This window comes from Arthrobacter yangruifuii, from assembly GCF_009192775.1.
In the GTDB taxonomy this organism is placed as follows: domain Bacteria; phylum Actinomycetota; class Actinomycetes; order Actinomycetales; family Micrococcaceae; genus Arthrobacter_B; species Arthrobacter_B yangruifuii.
This window is the reverse complement of the sequence record NZ_VTFX01000005.1, coordinates 349,073-368,247: the sequence shown is the minus strand read 5'-3', so window position 1 is coordinate 368,247 and position 19,175 is coordinate 349,073. Positions and strand designations below refer to the sequence as shown.

Genomic DNA, 19,175 nt, shown 5'->3' with positions numbered 1-19,175 from the left:
GCGTCCCCTAGGCTTAAACCCATGAATGACGACGGCACCCAACACCAGACCTCCACCCTGCAGACACCAGGGGGCCGCCCGGCACCCACCGAGGAGCAGAAGCGCAGCGCGGTTCAGTTCGTCCGGATCTTCTGGCTCCTGCTGGCGGCCATGCTGCTGAGCACCGGCCTGGTCCTGCCCTGGAAGCTCTTCCCCCTCGTGCTGGGAATCGCCGCCCTCGTGATCGGCATCATCGCCCTGGTCAAGGTGGCCAGGCGCCGGGCTGGGGCACTGATGCCGGTGCTGATCTCGCTGGGCCTGGTGGTCACCTTCCTCACCACACTCGGGCTGGCCGGAATGGTCCTGCTCTGGGATGAAACCGCCACGTACGAGGCGTGCATGCAGTCAGCACTTACCCTGAGCGGCGTGGATGAATGCGAGGCGGACTACCTGCCGTTCCAGCAGGTCCGCTAAACCTCCAGCTTGGGTTCACGCTCAAGCCACGGGCCCACGGCGTACCCGATGACGACGCCGATTCCCACTTCCGCGGCCACCCACAATCCCAGCCACAGCGGGTCCGGTCCGAGGCCAACGAAGCGTCCGATGCCCAGGGATCCCCGTGCCAGCCAAGCGGCGCCGGCGGCCAGGATGCCGGAGAACACGCCAACGATCGCGCCCAGGATCAGCGTGGACACCGGTGCGGTGAACCAGCGGGCACGGATTTTGATGGAGAGCCACTCGTCAAAGTGGTTTTCCCCTTCCCGGAGGAACCACCAGCCGGCCAGGATGCCGGCCATCACCGGGATCAGCAGGGCGACGTATCCGTATTCCATGGTCCCGATGGGCAGGGAGGCCAGGACCGGAAGAGCGGGCAGCGGGCCCACCGTGGTTTCCAGCGGGCTGATGATGCTGCCGGTCCCCAGAGAGAAGCCAGCGCCTGAGGCCCAGCCCAGCGTCCACACCATGAAGTTGGGCATCAGCCCCAGTTCCACCACCGTGAGCACCGCACCGCCGAGCGCACCGGCGTCGAGCCGTTCGTAGACGGAAGTCATCTCGGCCCAGTTCAACGCCAAAGCTGCCACCAGCAGCAGGGCGGAAAGGCCCAGCGCGGCGACTGTGCCGACGGCTCCGGCCCGCAGGGCGGCCCAGACATAGGATCCCGCCCAGCGGGAATGCTGACTGGTGCGGGCAATCCAATCGGTCAGGTCCACGCCGATCAGGCGTACCCAGGACCCGGCCTCGATCCGCGCACCCACAATAAGTCCGGCACCGGCGGCGATCAGGGGTACCAGAGCGCCGGCGGCCACCGAGATCCCGACAGCGTCGGTACGGCACAGGTAGGCCGCGGCGGCGCCGATCACCGCATAGATGCCCAGGGCACCCAGCAGCGCCTGCCAGAGCTGGTCCGTGTAGGAGGCCCGGGCCAGACGCCGGCCGGCACGCCAGGAGAGGAAGAACGGAATCAGCGTCAGCCCGAGCGGGAAGAAGGACAGCAGGCCGGTGGCCGGCGCTTCGCCCAGTTCACCCGCCGGGAAGGTCAGGGACAGCGGCACTCCGTGGATCAGCAGCCACGCCTGCCCTCCGAGGCGTGCCAGGGAAGTGAAATCCCGTTCGGTGAAACCGCCGGCAAACCACACGCCCACGAGCGGCAGCAGCACCAGCAAAGCCGACAGCACCGCCGCCTGGCCCAGTTCGAAGGTTCCCTGCAGCCAGAGCGGCATGGGCGGCACACCCGGCTTCTTCGGGCGCAATAAAATTTTCATCGCTTCTATCGTGCCACCCGAGCCCGCGCCGCCCGTTGAGGCTCCGGCGTGAGTCGGGTAACTGCCGCCGGCACTAGAGGTCCACCAGGCCCTTGACCAGCGCCGCGGCGGCGCCGATGAAGGCAATAACGATCACGGCCATCCGGGCCTGGTCATCGCGGATGAAGCGCTGCAGTTTCTCACCGGCATAGATCCCGCCCACGATCATGACCCCGATCAGCGCCCACGCCCAGGGCTGGAACGGCGGCATTTGTCCCGGGTCCAGCAGCAGCTTGGAGGTCAGGGTGACGCTTGCGGTGGTGACGAAGAAGGGCTGCAGGGTGGCGGCGAACGGGCGCTGCGGCCAGCGGGCCAGCAGCGCGTACACGCTGACGGCCGGACCGCCGACACCGGCCATTGCATTGGTGATACCGGAGGCGAAGCCGGCCACGGCCTTGGGCATGTTGCCGGTCAGCACCAGGGAGGTGCGCTGCAGGAGCAGGGAGATGCTCAGGGCGGCCAGGACGACGGCGCCCACCGTCACGGCGAGCGGGGCCGAAGGCAGGAAGACCGCCGCCGCAGACGCCGGAACGCTGGCGATGACTGCAGGGATGGCAAGCCACCGGTACATCGCCCAGTCCACGTCCCGCCAGACGCGGGACAAGATGAGCAGCGAAGAGACCATCCCGCAGATATTCACCATCAGCACTCCCCCGTGGGAGCCGAGGATGATGACGAGGAACGGGGAAATCAGGAGCGCAAAGCCCAGGCCGGCGATCCGCTGGGCGATCGCGCCGATAAAGATGGCGACGAGCACCACGATGAGGAGTCCGGTAGTCACTCGAACACATTACGCTGGACGAATGGTTTCTCCTGTCACAGCCCTTGCCACCGCCGATTGGCGCCGTAACACGTTCGCCCTCTATGCGCAGGCCCGCCGTGCCGCCGAGGGGATCTCGACGCCGCACGCCCACGCCCTGTGGACCACCGGGCGGGACCGCCTCTTCGGCACCCACCCGGCGTCGCCCCTTCCCGAGGACACGCGCCGCCGCTTCCGCGGGCTGCGGACCGCCCGCTATGATCCCGCCTTCCGTTTCGAGGCAGTGATTGACGACGAGGGTGCCGGCCGGAAGATGGAGGTGGCCACGGGGACGGACGGCCTGGTTCCGTTCACCCGGCTTGGCACGGTCCGCGCCGAAGGTGTGGGGAGCCTGGCGGTATGGCATCTGGACTCCTACGGCGGCGGGATCTTCATTCCCGTCCGGGATGCCACCTCCGGCGTCGACGGCGGCAGTTACGGCGGCGGCCGGTACCTGCTGGACACCATCAAGGGTGCGGATCTCGGACAGGGCACGCTGCCCGGCAGCCTGGTGCTGGATTTCAACTTCCTCTACAACCCGTCCTGCGCGTATGACGAGTCCTGGGCCTGCCCGCTGCCGGGTCCGGACAATACCGTGGACACCGCCCTGCAGGTAGGCGAACTGTACCAACGGTACTAATCGCTGCCCTCCCTGCCGGCACCTTCCGGTGCATGCCTATGCTGGAAGGGTGCAGGCTTCCATCTCCCCCGCAGTTCCTGAAGATGTTCCCGAACTCGCCGAACTGGCCGCTGTCACTTTTCCGCTGGCCTGCCCGCCGGAAGTGACGCCGGAGGACAGTGCGGCGTTTGTCGCGGCGAATCTTTCCGCCGCACGTTTCAGCGGGTACCTGTCCGACGACACCCGGCAGGTGCTGGTGGCCCGGCAGGACGGCCGGCTTCTCGGATACTGCCTGCTGGTCCTGGAGCCGCCCGCGGATCCGGATGTGCTGGAGGCACTGGAAACGGGCAGGGCCCTGCAGCCCTCTGCTGAGCTGAGCAAGTTCTACCTGCATCCTGAGGTCCATGGCAGAGGCGTGGCCGGAGAGCTGATGGAAGCCGCCGCGGGGGAGGCTGAGTCCGCGGGGTCACGGTCCCTCTGGCTGGGCGTGAACAACGTGAATGTGCGGGCCCAGTCCTTTTACCGCAAGTCCGGGTTCCAGACTTCCGGGCGCCGGTCCTTCCGAGTGGGAGCCCAATCATTCCGGGACCTGATCATGGTGCGGCAACTGGGCAGCGTTCGGCAGTGACAGACTAGGCCCGTGCAGACCTTCCTTCCGTATCCGGAGTTCGCCCGCAGCGCCGCTGTCCTGGACCAGGCGCGGCTCGGTAAACAGCGGGTGGAAACCCTGCAGCTCCTGCGCGGACTGGTGGTGCCCGATTACGGCTGGCAGCACCACCCCGCCCTGATGATGTGGAAGGGCTTTGTCCCTGCGCTCACCACGTACGGTCTGGCCATGACGGACGAATGGATTGCCCGCGGACATGCCGATACGGTGCGGGAACAGATCCTGGAGTTCGCCCCGGAGGCTGCGGAAGGCGGCGTCGAGCTTCCGCCCTGGATCGGGGACGAGGATCTGCACCGCAGCCACCGCTCGAACCTGATTGAAAAGTCTCCGGAGGTTTACGGTCCCCTGTTTCCGGATACCGACGGCGGCCTTCCCTATGTCTGGCCCTCCCCTGCGGACATTCCCGATCCAATGGATCCGGCTCCCGGGGAGGCATTGTGGGTGGCGCGTGCTGTTCCCGACGGCGATGCTGCCGCGATTGCGCTGCCGATGCGCTCTGCCAAGGGCACTCCGATTGCGGGCAAACGCGGCCGGCAGCTGGTGCGTCTGCTGGAGGACATGGACGACGGCGACCGCGTGGCGGTTCTTTCGCCGGCTGACCGGACCCGGCTGCTGCTGGGCCGTGTGGGCCCGGTGGAACTGACAAACGATACGGCGATGCGGCAGGTGAAGCTTTCCGGGAGCATTCCGCGATCGGCGTTCGCCTATCCGGCGGTGCTGCAGGATCCCCGGACGCTGTTTGCGGTGCCGCGGCCGGAGTCCGTCTAACAGCTGTGATTTGTTGGGTCCGCCCTGCGGAGGCCGGGCGTTTGGGAGCAGCCTACGAGTCCTGCCCCGAGCAACATTATCGAGGCGGGACTCGCCAGATATTTGTGCCTGCCTAGCATCCGACACCGCCCGGGTTGATCAGGCAGTTGTCCGCAACGCTACGGGTTTCAGCACGCCAGACGCGCAGAGTCTGGGGCTCGGAAGGCACAGCTGCCCGCCCGTCAATCGGAATCATCGGCCCACCGTTCACCGAGTACGTTCCGGAGAAGTGCACCGTCGCCACCACCTGGTAATCCCCGCTGGCCGCATACCGGTGGCTGGTCTGGGTCTGCTCACCCCACCGGTCCTGATGCAGCGGCGCTCCCGGGGTGCTGGTAGGCCCGTACACCGACCCGTCCCCGTAGTTCAGTTCAAACTCCGTGGGGGTGGCAATAATTCTGATGGTCTGGTCCAGCAAGACCATTTCGAAGGTCTGCTCGGCGGCGTCAATGTAGACGTTGGTTTCCATCCCGACCAAGGTATGCGGGCTGGGCTGCAGGACCACCTTTCCGGCAGCTATCGGGCGTTCCTGGAATGCGGTGAGGATCTGCTGCTGGATCCGCTGCCCGACATCGACCGGCTCTTCCGAGTAAATGCACGACGGGGTTTCGCTGACCTTTTCCCACAACGCGGAGTCCCGAGTCTTCAAACCTCGGTACCAAAACACCAACCTCCCGTCCTCGCCAGCCGTGCAGGCCGCCTGGTTAGCTGCGAGGCATTCGACGTTTCCTGCGAGGTCGTCAAAACAGACCGGTTCAAAGCGGTATCCAAAAGGGTCGTCGGGAATTCCGACAGGCATTTGTGTCCAAGCCCCAGTCGCCGGGTCCCGCGTGTAACCTCCTGCTCGGATCTTGTCTTCGTAGAAGCCAGGGGGAAAGCCGTCATCTGCAGCGGCCCATGATGCTCCCGTCAGAATAGTCATCAGAACGCTCACACCGATTAGCACCTTGCGGATTCTCATTGTTCAAGACCAAATAGTGACTACGTCTTCGGCATACCAACCCGCGGAGGTGTAACGCGCCTCCATCATTTGTACCGCCGGCTCTGTCGTTCCATCCGCGCTAGCCGTGATGCCAGTTGGTCCGTAGTAGGACGTAGGGATTTGAGTCTGTTGCACCAGTACCTGATAGCGGCCGTCCGAGGTGAGTATGTACTCCGAGAATGCGTCCTCGACTTTGATACTGCCCCCTAGGATCCATCCAGCTTCATCAAAGCCGTAATCAACAGTGCGGTAGAAAGTGTCGCAAACAACGCATTCCGGGCCACTGATCGCCTTAATCGGCTCTACGTCGCCGGTCTCGAATCCGTAATTGATGAGGTCATACCAGTAGCGAGCAAAGGCCTCCAGCCCCTCCTTGGACTGCACCTTCGCTTCCTCCGGCATCACCGGCAGCGGAACGTTCTCCGCAGGCCCCTCCGCCGATGCAGGCTTGTACGTAGCGCTCGGGGTGGGCGTCGGAGTCGGAGTGGAAGTAGGCGTCGGCGAGGAGGTCCCACCCGTAGGCGACTCCGCCGGCCCGGGATCCCCCGCCGCCTCCGAGCACGCCGACAGGAACAGCATCGGGAAAGCAAGCATGACGGCCACAAGCTGCAACCGCCCGGAACGGCGGGAAACAAAACTTCTGCGCATTCGAAAACCCCCAAAGTCGGGTAGGCCGCGAAACACACGATCAAGCAGCCGGTTCGGCCATAGTAGTCAGGACGCTGCAGAGACTAACGACTTATCCACAGGGCACCAGCGTGGTCCGGACCACGGCTGACAACCCGACGACGGCGCACGGCCGCTTCCACTCCCGCGACGTTGTCCTACTCCGTATTTGTGCCTGCCTAGCATCCGACACCGCTCGGGTTGATCAGGCAGTTGTCCGCAACGCTGCGGGTTTCAGCGCGCCAGACGCGCAGAGTCTGGCGCTCGGAAGGCACGGCTGCCCGCCCGTCAATCGGAATCATCGGTCCGCCGTTCACCGAGTACGTTCCGGAGAAGTGCACCGTCGCCACCACCTGGTAATCCCCGCTGGCCGCATACCGGTGGCTGGTCTGGGTCTGCTCACCCCACCGGTCCTGATGCAGCGGCGCTCCCGGGGTGCTGGTAGGCCCGTACACCGACCCGTCCCCGTAGTTCAGTTCAAACTCCGTGGGGGTGGCAATAATTCTGATGGTCTGGTCCAGCAAGACCATTTCGAAGGTCTGCTCGGCGGCGTCAATGTAGACGTTGGTTTCCATCCCGACCAAGGTGTGCGGGCTGGGCTGCAGGACCACCTTTCCGGCAGCTATCGGGCGTTCCTGGAATGCGGTGAGGATCTGCTGCTGGATCCGCTGCCCGACATCGACCGGCTCTTCGGAGTAAATGCACGACGGGGTCTCACCGACCTTAGGCCAGGTACTCGGGTCGGTTGTCTTCAAACCGGAGAACCAAAACACGAGACGGCCGTCCTCCCCGGCGGTGCACGCGGCTTGGTTGGCAGCCAGACACTCCACATCTCCGGCCAGATCATCAAAACAAACCGGCTCAAAACGATAGCCGCTCAGGTTATCTGGAATTCCTACAGGCATTTGCGTCCAAACTCCTGAGGCTGGATCCTCGTGAAAAGCGGCCCCGGCTATTACTTTGTCATCTCTAAATCCCCCGTCGCCTGTGACTGCAATAGCAGTAACCGGACTCCCCAGCATCGCAATCATTAGCGACCCTATAATCCCGAAACTAAATGACTGCCAGCGTGTCATGCTCGCCTTCTTAACCCTCGATGGTTACAACGTGCTCGGCGTACCAACCATCTGCGGTGTATCGGGCCTCGATCATCTGAACTCCAGGCTCTGGATAACCCTCATGCACGCCGTAGAGGACGCCGGGACCAAAGTACTCCAGGGGTTCTTGTACGTTTTGAATCAGTACCTGATAAAGCCCTTCCGGTGTTACCACATAGTTAGAATGGACGCTTCGAACGACTAGCTCTCCTCCTTTGATCCAGTCGCTATTTTTGTAGCCGGGTCCAACAATCTGATAAAAGTTCTTGCAAACAGCGCATTCCGGCCCGCTGATCGCCTTAATCGGCTCTACATCGCCGGTCTCGAATCCGTAATTGATGAGGTTGTACCAGTACCGGGCAAAGGCCTCCAGCCCCTCCTTGGACTGCACCTTCGCCTCCGCCGGCATCACCGGCAGCGGAACGTTCTCCGCCGGCCCCTCAGCCGATGCAGGCTTGTACGTAGCGCTCGGTGTGGGCGTCGGCGTTTCGGACGGCGTAGGCGAGGAGCTCACACCCGTAGGCGACTCCGCCGGCCCTGGATCCCCCGCCGCCTCCGAGCACGCCGACAGGAACAGCATCGGGAAAGCAGCCATAACGGCCACAAGCTTCAACCACCCGGGACGGCGGGAAATAAAACTTCTGCGCATTCGAAAACCCCCAAAGTCGGGTAGGCCGCGAAACACACGATCAAGCAGCCGGTTCGGCCATAGTAGTCAGGACGCTGCAGAGACTAACGACTTATCCACAGGGCACCAGCGTGGTCCGGACTGCGGCTAGCAGTCGTGCCGCTTGTTGCACAAACAACGGCAAGTGAACCTAGGCATCCGAGAAAGATTGGTCGCTGGGGAGCCAGCGATGTCGTCTTAGCCACTGATCGTATCGACTCTCTCGGCGTACCAACCATCCGCGCGGTATCTCGCTTCGATGATCTGCACTCCCGGCTCCGGATAGCCTTCACGAGTGCCGTAAAAGACCCCGGGACCATAGTATTCCGATGCTTCTTGTGCATTTTGGATCAGCACTTGGTAGCGACCTTCGGGCGTCAGGACATATTCCGAACTGACGCCTTGAACGACCAGGGCCCCACCGCTGATCCAATCTTCATCCTTATAACCAGACGCGACCATCCTGTAGAAGTTGTCGCAAACAACGCATTCCGGCCCGCTGATCGCCTTAATCGGATCTACGTCGCCGGTCTCGAATCCGTAATTGATGAGGTCGTACCAGTACCGGGCAAAGGCCTCGAGCCCCTCCTTGGACTGCACCTTCGCTTCCTCCGGCATCACCGGCAACGGAACGTTCTCCGCCGGCCCCTCAGCCGACGCGGGTCTGTACGTCGCGCTCGGCGTGGGAGTGGGACCCACCGTTGCCGCAGCCGTGGAAGCCGGACTCGAAGGCGACTCCCCAGCTCCGGAATCACCGGAATCGCCCGAGCACGCCGAGAGGAGCAGCAACGGGACCGCAACGGAGGCGGTCGCGAGCTTCAACCGCACGGGAGGACGGAGCATTTCAGTTCTACGCATTCGAAAACCCCAAGGCTGGGTGGGCCGCGAGACAAAGGATCAAGCAGTCGGTTCCGCCATAGTAATCAGGACGCTGCCGCGCCTAACGGCTTATCCACAGGGCTCCAGCGTGGCTCACAGAAATCCGCGTTCTTATGAATGAGGCATTTGGGAGTGTCGGCTGAACGGAGTCCAGCAGCTATCCGCCCGCAGCTAGTCCGCGTTGCGCAGTGAGGTCAGCATCTCTCGAAGATCCCGGTATTCCTGTGTTTCCCGGTACCGGGAAGCCCCTTCAAGGTATTCCTCCTGCGATGCACCCGCACTGTCCGCGAACTCCCCCGCGAACCGGCCGCCGCTGGACTCCGTCAGAGTAAAGAAATCAAAGAGTCCGCACTGGCCAGCCGGCTGCTGACCGCTCACCACGGCGTAGGTCGCCTGCGCCGCCCGGCCCCCGGACGGACCCAGGGAACGGTAGACAAAACGCTGCTCGGACCCCTGTTTCGAATCCAGGTCCGGCATCGGAATGCTCTCATACTCCACGTACGCTGCCGGCTCCGCGGGATCGGTGCAGCTCAGGTCGGTGATGATGCCCGTATCCAGCTCGGCCAACACGCGTCCGCCGGCGTCGACCACCTGCAGGGACACCCCGCCCGCCGGGTCATTGGCAAGAGCCGGCAGCTCCCGAACATCCCACTCCGGCGGGTGCTCGAAGCGCAGGCTGCCGTCCGCCGTCGTATAGCTGGACCATTGCGGCGCCGACGACGTCCGGCCCTCCTCCTGCTGCGGGGCAGCACAGGAGGGTACGGTGGAGAGGAGAAGTGCTGCCGCAATCAAGCCAGTGTTACGGACGCTAATGCTACGAGGCATAGCGTTTCGGGGCGTACTGCGTCGGGCGGTGTTACGGTATCCCACATCAACTCCCGCGATGTCCGTGTCCGAACACCATGCTACTGGCGGCGTGCATGTGAGCACATAGCGCCAGGACCATCCACGGCCCATCCCGAAGTACCCGCCGGATTCCCGGCAGCAGTTCCCGTGCAGCGCCGCACTCCACTCTGCGCCTGCACTGCCGGCGCCTATCCGTCCCAGGAGGTTCCCATTACCGATACATCCGCTGTCCATGATGTCTATTTCGGAGCTCCGGAACCGGAACTCGAGCCGGCGGCGCTGCAGGCCGCTTCCCCCGCTGCCCTCCACCGGGTGGAGCAGCAGCCCGATGTGGCCCTGGTGCGCGGACGCCTGAGCCTTATGGATACCGGGCTGACTCCGCACGAGGCCATGGTGGAGGACCTGCTCTTCATCCGCCGGGTCCTGGACGACGCCGGCGTGCCCTACCTTCTGGTGCGCGGCAATGATCAGCGCCCGGTGATCGCCGTCGACCTCCGGAGGCGCCAGGAGTTGCGGAAGGCAATGGTTGAGGCCTGCCAAACCGAGCCGTTCTACTCCCGCGCGGTAGACATCAAAAAGAGCCGGACCCTGCTGATTGCAGACGGCAGCCTCACATCCAACGACAGGGCGCGGATCATCCGGGTGTACCGGCCGCGGGCGTTCACCGGCACCAACCTGCTGATATCCGTTGCCGCCGGTGTGCAGATTGAACTCTGGGACCTGGAAGGGGACAGCATCACGCTGCCGGTCGAGAACTCCCTCACCCGGCGTACCCTCCCGGCCGCGGAAGTGGTGCGGGGAACCGTGGAAAAGCACGGCCTGCTCTGGCCGACCATCGAGAACATGTTTGCCGACCACGCCACGGACATCCGGTTCGACATCGATCTGGTGTTCTCCTGGGTGGACGGCAGCTCCGCCGAATTCCAGGCCGCCCGCGCCGCCCGGATGAAGGATGCGGTGGTGGGTGAGGGCGACGACCATGAGGCCCGCTTCCGCCAGATCAACGAGCTCAAGTATGCCCTGCGCTCGGTGCATATGTTCGCGCCGTGGATCCGCCGCATCTTCATTGCCTCGGATTCCGCGCGTCCTGACTGGCTTGCCGAGCACCCGTCGGTGACGTTTGTGCCCGCCGCGGAGCACTTCAAGGACCCGTCGGTACTGCCCACCCATAATTCCCAGGCTGTCGAAGCCCAGCTGCAGCACATCCCGGGACTGGCCGAGCACTTCCTGTACTCCAATGACGACATGTTCTTCGGCCGTCCGGTGGCCCCGGACATGTTCTTCTCCCCCGGCGGGATCACCAAGTTCATCGAGGCCAGCACCCGGATCGGCCTCGGCGCCAATGATCCGGAGCGGAGCGGGTTTGAAAATGCGGCGCGGGTCAACCGGCGGCTGCTCTGGGAACGCTTCGGCCGGGTGACCACCCGCCACCTGGAACACACGGCAGCTCCCCTGCGCCGCAGCGTCCTGCTGGAGATGGAGGAGGAGTTCCCCGAAGAGTTCGCCGCCACTGCAGCGAGCACCTTCCGCGCCCAGGACAACATCTCCGTGACCAATTCGCTCTACCACTACTACGCACTGCTCACCGGCCGGGCGGTGACGCAGGAGACGGCGAAAGTGAAGTACGTGGACACCACCAGCTACGCCGGGCTGAAGCTGATGGACCGGCTGCTGGCCAAACGCCACAAGGACATGTTCTGCCTCAATGACGGAAGCTTCCCGGAGGTTCCTGCCGAGGAACGGGCCCGGCGGGTGACGGAGTTCCTGGAGAAGTACTTCCCCGTGAAGGCTCCCTGGGAAAACTAGGGGGATTAACGACGACGGCGCGGAACGCACCGAAGTGCGCCCGCGCCGTCGTCGTTAAAGCTGTTCTAGCGGGTAACCACCACGTGCTCGTTGGGCACGCAGTGGGTCATCGTCAGGCCCTCAACGTTGCGGGGACCGTTGTGGCCCAGGTTCTTCATCCGCTCGGTTTCTTCCTCGTTGAGCGTCTGGGTGGCCAGCGGGCCCAGATCCTTGATCTCGTCCAGGCTGATGCCCAGGCCCTCTCCGACGCGTGCGCCCAGCTCGTCATCGCTCATGTAGAAGTGCCAGAGCATGCGCTCCTGGACCGGGCGGACTGCCTGGCCAACGTTGGCAATGAAGTTGGCAACCAGGTCATCCTTCTCCCACTGCTCCATCAGCTGGTAGCGCTGGCCTGCCTGCATGTAGTCATTCGTGCGGGGCAGACGGGCGCGGGTCAGGCGGCCTTCCAGCTCGGGGCCGACTTCGGACTGTTCAGGCTTCGGTGCTTCCTGCAGCCCGCCGGTGATGTTCGGCTCGTAGTTCACGTGCGGGTTCTGGCCCGGTGCGAGGTCGGTGCCGTAGGACATCTGGCCGCCGCGCTGGTTGGTGGCCACGCGGGCATTCTTCGCGGAGTTCACCGGAAGCTGGAGGTAGTTCGGGCCTACGCGGTAGCGCTGCGTGTCCGAGTAGCTGAACGTACGGCCAACGAGCATCTTGTCATCGGAGAACTCGAGTCCGTCCACCAGGACACCGGTGCCGAAAGCGATCTGCTCGTTTTCGTTGTGGTGATCCGTGACGTTGCGGTTCAGGGTCATGGTGCCCACGAACTTCGGCTCGAATTCCTGCTCCGGCCAGGTCTTGGTGTCATCCAGCGGATCGAAGTCCAGTTCCGGGTGGTCGTGGTCATCCATCATCTGGACGTACAGATCCCACTTCGGGTAGTTGCCGCTCTCAATGGCCTCGTAGAGGTCCTTCGAGGCGTGGCCGAGATCGTTCGCCTGGATGTTCGCGGCGTCCTCCTCGGTCAGGGACTTCACGCCCTGCTGCGGCTGGAAGTGGTACTTCACCAGCTTGGACTCCCCCGCTGCGTTGACCCAGCGGTACGTGTTCACGCCGAAGCCCTGCATGTGGCGGTAGTCCGCGGGGATGCCGCGCGGGCTGAAGAGGTTCACCAGCATGTGCATGGCCTCGGGGGTCTGCGACATGAAGTCGAAGATGCGGGCCGGCTCCTGGCGGAAGGTGACGGGGTCCGGCTTCAGGGAGTGGATCACGTCGGGGAACTTGATGGCGTCCCGGATGAAGAAGACACCGAGGTTGTTGCCGACCAGGTCCCAGTTGCCGTCTTCGGTGTAGAACTTGATGGCGAAGCCGCGGGGGTCCCGGGCCGCTTCGGAGGAGTCCCGGCCGCCGATGACGGAGGAGAACCGGATGGCGACGTCGGTCTTCTTGCCCGGCTCGGAGAAAAGCTTGGCCCGGGTGTACTTGGCAATGGGCTCGTCGCCCCACTTGCCGGTCGCTTCGAACTCGCCGTAGGCCACGAAACCGCGGGCGTGGACTACACGCTCGGGGATCCGCTCACGGTCGAAGTGGCTGATCTTTTCGAGGAGCTGGTAGTTCTCCAAGGTTGCCGGACCACGGGCTCCCACCGTACGGGTGTTCTGGTTGTCATAGACCGGGTGTCCCTGACGGGTGGTGAGGGTCTTCGGCTCGCCGGCGTTGCTCTGTCCGGTGGCCGGATTCTGCTGTTCTGCGTCTGTCATAGAGTGCGCTCCTCGAGGATTTGGTTTATTGCTGGCTGGCAATACTACCTAGTCCACTCTCTTGCAAGGAAAGCGGCAGAGTCAAGTTGATAAGCACACTGATAGTGGCAGCCGGGGAGTGCCCTTGGCACACTGTGAGCATGACTAACGAAGAGCGGCCGCCAGTGGTTGAACTGTCCCCCGAACAAAGCTGGAAGTACCTGGAGCACACGTATCACGGCCGTCTGGCAGTGAGTGTGGCGAACCGGCCGAGCATCTATCCCATCAACTACCTGGCGCACGACGGCGTCCTCCTCCTGCGCACGGCGCCGGGCACCAAGCTGGCGGAAATGACGGTCAACACCCATGTTGCGTTTGAAGCCGACGGGGTGCACAGCGACCAGGCATGGTCCGTCATCGTGAAGGGAACCACCCGCCAGCTGGAGACCTCCGCCGAGATCGAAGCCGCGGATCAGCTTCCGCTGCAGCCCTGGGTCCGGACGGAGAAGTACCGCTACGTCGAAATTGTGCCCGAATCCGTGACCGGCCGGTTCTTCAACCTGGGTCCGGAGCCTGTCCGGTCCTAGGCCGATGTGAGCGTCTGCGGATCCGGAATCCGGAACCCGGCTTCCGCCAGCCGGGTTCCGGTTTCCGCCGGGCCCACGCGCTGCCCCACGGTGCCGCTTTCCTCCAGGGGAACCACGGAGTGCACCACCGAGTCCTCATACAGGTGCACCATGTTGTAGCTCTGGCCGGCGTCCTGGCCCCGGGTTCCCGGCGTTGCAAGGTCCTGGGTGTAGCAGGTGGCCGATGCCACGGAAACAGGAATACCGGCAAAGGTGCCGAAGGTCGAATAATGCAGGTGTCCCGCGATGATGGCCCGCACGTCGCTGCCTGCCAGGACCCGTGCGAGCCGCTGCTGTTGCCGCAGCTCCACCAGGACGGCCAGATCCTGCACGCTGGGCACCGGCGGGTGGTGCATCGCCAGGAGGGTTCCCTCCGGAGCGGCCGTCTGCAGTTCGCGGCGCAGCCAGTCCAGCTGGGCCTCACTGAGTTCACCGTGGTGGTGTCCGGGGACGGTGGTATCCAGGGTAATGATCCGCAGCCCGTCGAGATGGTGCACCTGGTCCACCGGAGACATTTCCGGTGCCTCATTCAACAGGACCTCGCGGAAGGCCGCACGGTTGTCATGGTTGCCCATCGCCCAGATCACCCGGGCTCCCATCCGTTCGGCGGCCGGAAGGACAATCTCGCGGAGCCTGGCATACGCGCGGGCCTCTCCGCGGTCTGCCAGATCGCCGGTGAAAACGATGGCTTCCGGCCTTTGTCCGCTGCCCTCGAGGCGGGTGAAGAGGGCCTGGAGATTGGCCTGGCTGTCCACTGCCCCGTACAGGCTGCGCTCACCCCCCAGCAGGTGCGTGTCGCTGAGATGGAGGAGGAAATGGCGCGGGCGCGGATGCTCGCCCGGGAGGTATTCCATCGGAACCTTCTTGTGTCGGCAACTGCTGCGGCGTACCTCCTTATAAAACCAGACAGGGCGACGGGTGAGTAACCTGTTCGGGCGCGTTTCGGAGATTTTTGCCCGGTACCGGGTCAGCGTGCGTTCCAGCGTCCACTCTGGCGCAGGCACCGCGCCGGCCGTAGGCTCGGAACTGCATCGTCTGTGAAGGGACTCCCATGAAACTCAGCCATATTCCCCTGCGTCTGACCACCGGCGCCTACATCCTCAACTCCGGTCTTAACAAGCGCAATCTGGACGCGGAAAGCGCTGCCGGGCTGCAGCAGATGGCAGCCAATGCCTTTCCGCAGGTTCAGGACATTGAACCGGTGAAGTTCGGCAAGCTCCTGAGCAACGCCGAGATCTGCGTTGGCCTGTCCCTGCTGCTCCCGTTCGTTCCTGCCCGCGTGGCGGGACTGGTTCTGGGCTGCTTCTCCGGCGGGATGATCCGGATGTACCTCATGACGCCGGGCATGACCCAGGAGGACGGAATCCGCCCGAGCCCCGACGGCACGGGCCTCGCAAAGGACGTCTGGATGGCAGGCATTGCCGCCGCATTGATCCTGGACCGGAAACGGCCGAAGACCAAGGTCAAAGTGGTCACGGTTCCGACGCCGGTGATGGGAACCGCAGTTGCTGCGGCAGGCGGCAAAGCAGCGGCGAAGGCTGCCAAAACGGCGAAGGCCGCGAAGGCTGCGAAGGCCGACAAATCGGACAAGTCGGAGAAGAAGTCCTCGAAGGCGGCCAAGGTGGCGAAGGCCGTCGCCGCTGCAGAGGTGGCTAAGTCGGTGAAGGACCACCGGAAATCCTAAAGCGCCTCCGGGTTACTGGAGGTCGAGGATCCCCTTGACCAGGGCGGAGAGGGCGCCCAGATACGCCAGGGCGACGACGATGCGGCGTGCGGTTGCCTCGGGAACGTGCGGCGCGAGCGCGCTGCCCGCCCGGAGGCCGGCGGCGGTGAGGACACAAAGAACCACCCATACCCACCAGTCCAGCCGGGGCCACGCACCCGGCTCAAGCACGGCGTGGACAAGCAGGGTGGTAGTACTTAGCGTCGCCAGGAAGGGCTGCATGGTTGCCATGAAAGACGCCTGCGGCCACCGCGCCAGCACCGCGTAGGCGCTCACCGCAGGTACCCCCGCCCCGGCCATCGAGTTGCTGATCCCCGCCACCAGGCCGGCGGCTGTTTTCGGAGTGCTTCCGCGGAGCACCATCTCCGTGCGGTTTAGCAGAAGCGATGACGTGAGTGCGGCGAGCATAAAAATGCCGACGCCTATTTCCAGCGGTCCCACCGGAAGAACGGAAGCCGTGTAGGTTCCCAGCAGCACACCGATTGCCGCCGGCACAGCCAGCGAGACGTACATGCTCCAGTCGATGCGCCGCCAGACCTGCCGGATCACGAGGCCGGCTGCCAGCGCCCCGCAGACGTTGGTGACCACCACGCCCTCATGGGGACCGAGGGCAACAATGAAGAACGGCGCAAGCAGGAGGCCGAATCCAATCCCGGCCACCCGCTGTGCGATTCCCCCGACGAAGACAGCGATCAGTATGGTCAGCAGCAGTCCGGAACTCACCGCCGAAGTCTATGGCCCAAATCTTCCCGGGCTTCAATTTTCCGCCGTCATATTCTGCAATTACGCAGCACCGCCCTGGCAACCCACGGCGGCAGGTTCCCCTCCGTCCTCAGTTCCGTGCCGCCGTCAACGTGCCGGCAGCAAAGGTGCCGGACCCCGTTCGATGGCAGAATCTCGATATGCTCACCGACCGGTACCCCCTCCGGCAGGTCCGGGAACACCCGCTGGAACCTTTGGACCGCAGGACCTGGCCCGCCACACTGCCCCCGGTGGCCCAACTGCTGGAGGCGGGACTGGACCTTGCCCCGGCTACGGTGCTCGTGGGGGAAAACGGCAGTGGGAAATCAACACTCGTGGAAGCCATCGCCTTGGCGTTCGGGCTCTCCCCCGAGGGCGGATCAACCGGCGCCCGCCACTCGACACGATCAACGGAATCGGAACTCAGCAGACATCTGCAGCTGGTACGCAATCCCGGCGGCACCAAACGGGGATATTTCCTGCGCGCGGAAACCATGCACGGGTTCTTTACGTATCTCGAGAACAACCCCTCGACGTCTCGGACGGACACGGAGTTCCATTCACTTTCACACGGAGAATCATTCCTGTCCCTGGCTGTCGACAGGTTCCGCGGCCCAGGGTTGTGGGTGCTCGACGAACCCGAATCCGCGCTTTCGTTTTCCGGCTGCCTGGCCTTGCTCGGCATCCTCAAGGATCTGGTTGCGGACGGCCGTTCCCAGGTACTGCTTTCGACGCACTCACCACTGCTCGCGGCACTCCCCGGCGCCCGGATCCTGGAGCTGGGCGCATGGGGCTTCCGGGAGCGCGGGTGGCACGAGCTGGATTTAGTCACCAACTGGAAAAGCTTCCTTGACACCCCCGAGCGGTATCTGCGCCGGTTGTGACCTGCGGACGCCATTGTGGTCAGGAATATCTGACCCTTCCTGCGGTTATGACTGTATGAGCACATCAGAGAGCACACCCCGGATTCGGACCATCGGCCTTATCGGAAGCGGCAATATCGGATCCCAGCTGGCACGCCTGGCAATAAAGCAGGGATACGACGTCGTCCTCAGCAACTCGCGGGGGCCTGAAACGCTGCAGCCACTCGTGATGGAACTGGGTGAGCACGCACGGGCAGCCACCCCTGCGGAGGCTGCCGCAGCCGGGGACCTGGTGGTGGTAACCATCCCGCTGAAGAACTACCAGCAGGTGCCGGTGGAGGAACTGCGCGGCAAGACCGTCATCGACACGATGAACTACTATCCGCAGCGGGACGGAAACATCGCCGAGCTCGACGACGAATCCACCACCACCAGCGAGCTGCTGCAGGCACACCTGCCTGACTCGCACGTGGTGAAGGCGTTCACCAACATCATGTCGGACCACCTGACCAGCCAGGGCTCCCCCGCCGGTGCGCCCAACCGCCGGGCCCTGCCCATTGCAGGCGACGATGCAGCGGCCAAGGAGCAGGTGGCCTCGCTGATTAATGAGTTCGGTTTCGACGTCATCGACGCCGGTCCGCTCGCCGAGGGGTGGCGCTGGCAGCGGGATACTCCCGCCTATGTGACCGCTCTGGATGCCAAGGGGATGGAACAGGCGCTGGCCGAGGCCGTGCGGTACGCCGATATGGCCTGACCGCCGCGTCTGGACACACAGAGGCCTCCCGCTGTAACAGCGGGAGGCCTCTGTGTGTCTCGGCGGAGACCCCGTTACGGGATCCGCACAACTACGGAATGAGCACCAGGCGGATGGGGTTGCCTTCCTTGGCATCCAGGGCCTTCACTGCTGCCTCGGCGTCGGCGAGCGGAATGCGCGCGCTGACGGACTTGGCGAAGTCCAGCCGGCCCAGGCGGGTCAGCGCAACCAGCTGCGGCACATGGTGCGCCTCGGAACCGTAATGGCCGCGGATCTGCTTGCGGGCGTAGGAGAAGCCGGTGCTGTCATTAATGGTCATAGGCTTGCCGGACAGGCCTACGAGCACGAGGCGTCCGTCCCGGCCCAGGCAGTTGATGGCCTGTGCCCGCACGGCGTCCACGCCGGCAAAATCCAGGGCTACATCCAGTCCCCTGCCGCCGGTGGCGGCCTTCATGGCGTCGGCGAAGTCCTCCGCCAGCGGATCCAGTGCAATGTCGGCGCCGAATTCCAGCGCCCGCTCCCGTGCTTCGGGAAGAGGATCAACGGCAATGACCGGGGCTGCCCCGACCAGGCGCAGGAGCTGGACGCCGTGGGCGCCGAGGCCTCCGATGCCCCAGACACCGACGGCTTCGCCGGCGCGGACGTCCGCGGTGGATGCGATGGCGCCCCACGGAGTGGAGACAGCGTCCGGAATGATGGAGGCCTGGTCGAAGGGAATATCTTCCCCCAAAGGAACCAGCACGCCGGCGGGAACCACGAGGTACTCAGCCCAGCCGCCGTCGAAATCCACGCCCATGGTGAGCGTTACGCCGTTGTACTCATACCCGGCCTGGACCACCACGCGGTCCCCGGGAGCTACGGATGTGACGCCTGCCCCGGGAAGATCCACGGTGCCGGCCACCTCGTGCCCGAGGGTGACCTCGCTGCCCTTCAGGAACTGCGGCCGCAGTAGTCCCTGGATCAGGTGGACATCGGAGAGGCAGACGCCTGCTGCTTCAACCTTGATACGGACGAATCCCGGACCCGGATCCGGGATGGGAACTTCCTTCACGGCGAAGGTGCCGGTTTCGACGTTGAGCCGTCCTGCGATCATGGTGCCGTCAGACATGAAAAACCTCTTTTAGCTCGGAACTG

Annotated in this window: 21 protein-coding genes; 9 read left to right on the top strand and 12 right to left on the bottom strand. The window is 64.2% G+C overall.

Annotated features, from left to right (window positions below):
* Window positions 1-21: 21 nt before the first annotated feature.
* On the top strand, window positions 22-453 hold the full coding sequence (locus GD627_RS12610) for a hypothetical protein (protein ID WP_152272796.1): 432 nt from the start codon (window positions 22-24) through the stop codon (window positions 451-453).
* On the opposite strand, the gene GD627_RS12605 is transcribed toward GD627_RS12610, so the two are convergent.
* Both GD627_RS12605 and GD627_RS12600 read right to left on the bottom strand, forming a co-directional pair.
* On the bottom strand, window positions 450-1,742 hold the full coding sequence (locus tag GD627_RS12605) for a cell division protein PerM (RefSeq protein WP_152272795.1): 1,293 nt from the start codon (window positions 1,740-1,742) through the stop codon (window positions 450-452). The genes GD627_RS12610 and GD627_RS12605 overlap by 4 nt on opposite strands.
* Window positions 1,743-1,815: 73 nt before the next feature.
* Complete coding sequence (locus GD627_RS12600) at window positions 1,816-2,562, bottom strand: TSUP family transporter (RefSeq protein WP_152272794.1); 747 nt, start codon at window positions 2,560-2,562, stop codon at window positions 1,816-1,818.
* Between the two features lie 22 nt (window positions 2,563-2,584).
* On the opposite strand from GD627_RS12600, the gene GD627_RS12595 reads away from it, so the two are divergent.
* Genes GD627_RS12595 through GD627_RS12585 form a run of 3 tightly spaced genes read left to right on the top strand, consistent with a single transcriptional unit; the run spans window position 2,585 to window position 4,634 of the window.
* Window positions 2,585-3,220 carry a DUF1684 domain-containing protein gene (locus tag GD627_RS12595; RefSeq protein ID WP_152272793.1) on the top strand — a complete coding sequence of 212 codons (636 nt, stop codon included), beginning with the start codon at window positions 2,585-2,587 and terminating at the stop codon, window positions 3,218-3,220.
* 49 nt (window positions 3,221-3,269) lie between these two features.
* Window positions 3,270-3,827: a GNAT family N-acetyltransferase gene (locus GD627_RS12590; protein ID WP_152272792.1), complete on the top strand. Its 558-nt coding sequence runs from the start codon at window positions 3,270-3,272 to the stop codon at window positions 3,825-3,827.
* 12 nt (window positions 3,828-3,839) lie between these two features.
* Entirely contained in the window at window positions 3,840-4,634 is a 795-nt protein-coding gene (locus GD627_RS12585; protein WP_152272791.1) for an MSMEG_6728 family protein, read from the top strand.
* A 112-nt stretch (window positions 4,635-4,746) separates the two neighbouring features.
* Here the strand turns inward: GD627_RS12585 and GD627_RS12580 are convergent, their stop codons facing one another.
* The 6 genes from GD627_RS12580 to GD627_RS12555 form a co-directional block, all read right to left on the bottom strand.
* Complete coding sequence (locus GD627_RS12580; RefSeq protein WP_246165484.1) at window positions 4,747-5,322, bottom strand: hypothetical protein; 576 nt, start codon at window positions 5,320-5,322, stop codon at window positions 4,747-4,749.
* A gap of 315 nt (window positions 5,323-5,637) precedes the next feature.
* On the bottom strand, window positions 5,638-6,234 hold the full coding sequence (locus GD627_RS12575) for a DUF6318 family protein (protein WP_281350005.1): 597 nt from the start codon (window positions 6,232-6,234) through the stop codon (window positions 5,638-5,640).
* Window positions 6,235-6,500: 266 nt separating this feature from the next.
* Window positions 6,501-7,076, bottom strand: coding sequence for a hypothetical protein (locus GD627_RS12570; protein ID WP_246165482.1), 576 nt, complete (start codon window positions 7,074-7,076; stop codon window positions 6,501-6,503).
* A gap of 331 nt (window positions 7,077-7,407) precedes the next feature.
* Window positions 7,408-7,932: a DUF6318 family protein gene (locus tag GD627_RS12565; RefSeq protein WP_152272790.1), complete on the bottom strand. Its 525-nt coding sequence runs from the start codon at window positions 7,930-7,932 to the stop codon at window positions 7,408-7,410.
* A 351-nt stretch (window positions 7,933-8,283) separates the two neighbouring features.
* Window positions 8,284-8,928, bottom strand: a complete 645-nt coding sequence (locus GD627_RS12560) for a DUF6318 family protein (RefSeq protein WP_281350004.1) — start codon at window positions 8,926-8,928, stop codon at window positions 8,284-8,286.
* 207 nt (window positions 8,929-9,135) lie between these two features.
* Window positions 9,136-9,756, bottom strand: a complete 621-nt coding sequence (locus tag GD627_RS12555; protein ID WP_152272788.1) for a hypothetical protein — start codon at window positions 9,754-9,756, stop codon at window positions 9,136-9,138.
* 414 nt (window positions 9,757-10,170) lie between these two features.
* Between GD627_RS12555 and GD627_RS12550 the strand changes: the two genes are divergently transcribed.
* Window positions 10,171-11,616 carry a stealth family protein gene (locus GD627_RS12550; RefSeq protein WP_152273085.1) on the top strand — a complete coding sequence of 482 codons (1,446 nt, stop codon included), beginning with the start codon at window positions 10,171-10,173 and terminating at the stop codon, window positions 11,614-11,616.
* Between the two features lie 65 nt (window positions 11,617-11,681).
* Here the strand turns inward: GD627_RS12550 and GD627_RS12545 are convergent, their stop codons facing one another.
* Complete coding sequence (locus tag GD627_RS12545; protein ID WP_152272787.1) at window positions 11,682-13,355, bottom strand: catalase; 1,674 nt, start codon at window positions 13,353-13,355, stop codon at window positions 11,682-11,684.
* A 140-nt stretch (window positions 13,356-13,495) separates the two neighbouring features.
* On the opposite strand from GD627_RS12545, the gene GD627_RS12540 reads away from it, so the two are divergent.
* A complete protein-coding gene (locus GD627_RS12540; RefSeq protein WP_152272786.1) occupies window positions 13,496-13,921 on the top strand; it encodes a pyridoxamine 5'-phosphate oxidase family protein in 426 nt (141 codons plus the stop codon).
* Here the strand turns inward: GD627_RS12540 and GD627_RS12535 are convergent.
* Window positions 13,918-14,814 (bottom strand): phosphodiesterase, encoded by an 897-nt coding sequence (locus GD627_RS12535; RefSeq protein ID WP_152272785.1) that lies wholly within the window; start codon window positions 14,812-14,814, stop codon window positions 13,918-13,920. The two genes, GD627_RS12540 and GD627_RS12535, sit on opposite strands and share 4 nt — an antisense overlap.
* Before the next feature lie 197 nt (window positions 14,815-15,011).
* On the opposite strand from GD627_RS12535, the gene GD627_RS16980 reads away from it, so the two are divergent.
* Window positions 15,012-15,644 carry a hypothetical protein gene (locus GD627_RS16980; protein WP_343032396.1) on the top strand — a complete coding sequence of 211 codons (633 nt, stop codon included), beginning with the start codon at window positions 15,012-15,014 and terminating at the stop codon, window positions 15,642-15,644.
* 12 nt (window positions 15,645-15,656) lie between these two features.
* On the opposite strand, the gene GD627_RS12525 is transcribed toward GD627_RS16980, so the two are convergent.
* Window positions 15,657-16,406, bottom strand: coding sequence for a sulfite exporter TauE/SafE family protein (locus GD627_RS12525; RefSeq protein ID WP_152272784.1), 750 nt, complete (start codon window positions 16,404-16,406; stop codon window positions 15,657-15,659).
* Between the two features lie 179 nt (window positions 16,407-16,585).
* On the opposite strand from GD627_RS12525, the gene GD627_RS12520 reads away from it, so the two are divergent.
* The gene (locus tag GD627_RS12520) at window positions 16,586-17,308 is read left to right on the top strand and encodes an AAA family ATPase (protein ID WP_152272783.1); all 723 of its coding nucleotides are present in this window, start codon (window positions 16,586-16,588) and stop codon (window positions 17,306-17,308) included.
* Window positions 17,309-17,390: 82 nt separating this feature from the next.
* A complete protein-coding gene (locus tag GD627_RS12515; RefSeq protein WP_152273084.1) occupies window positions 17,391-18,041 on the top strand; it encodes an NADPH-dependent F420 reductase in 651 nt (216 codons plus the stop codon).
* 91 nt (window positions 18,042-18,132) lie between these two features.
* On the opposite strand, the gene GD627_RS12510 is transcribed toward GD627_RS12515, so the two are convergent.
* Window positions 18,133-19,149 carry a zinc-binding dehydrogenase gene (locus GD627_RS12510; RefSeq protein WP_246165481.1) on the bottom strand — a complete coding sequence of 339 codons (1,017 nt, stop codon included), beginning with the start codon at window positions 19,147-19,149 and terminating at the stop codon, window positions 18,133-18,135.
* Window positions 19,150-19,175 lie beyond the last annotated feature (26 nt).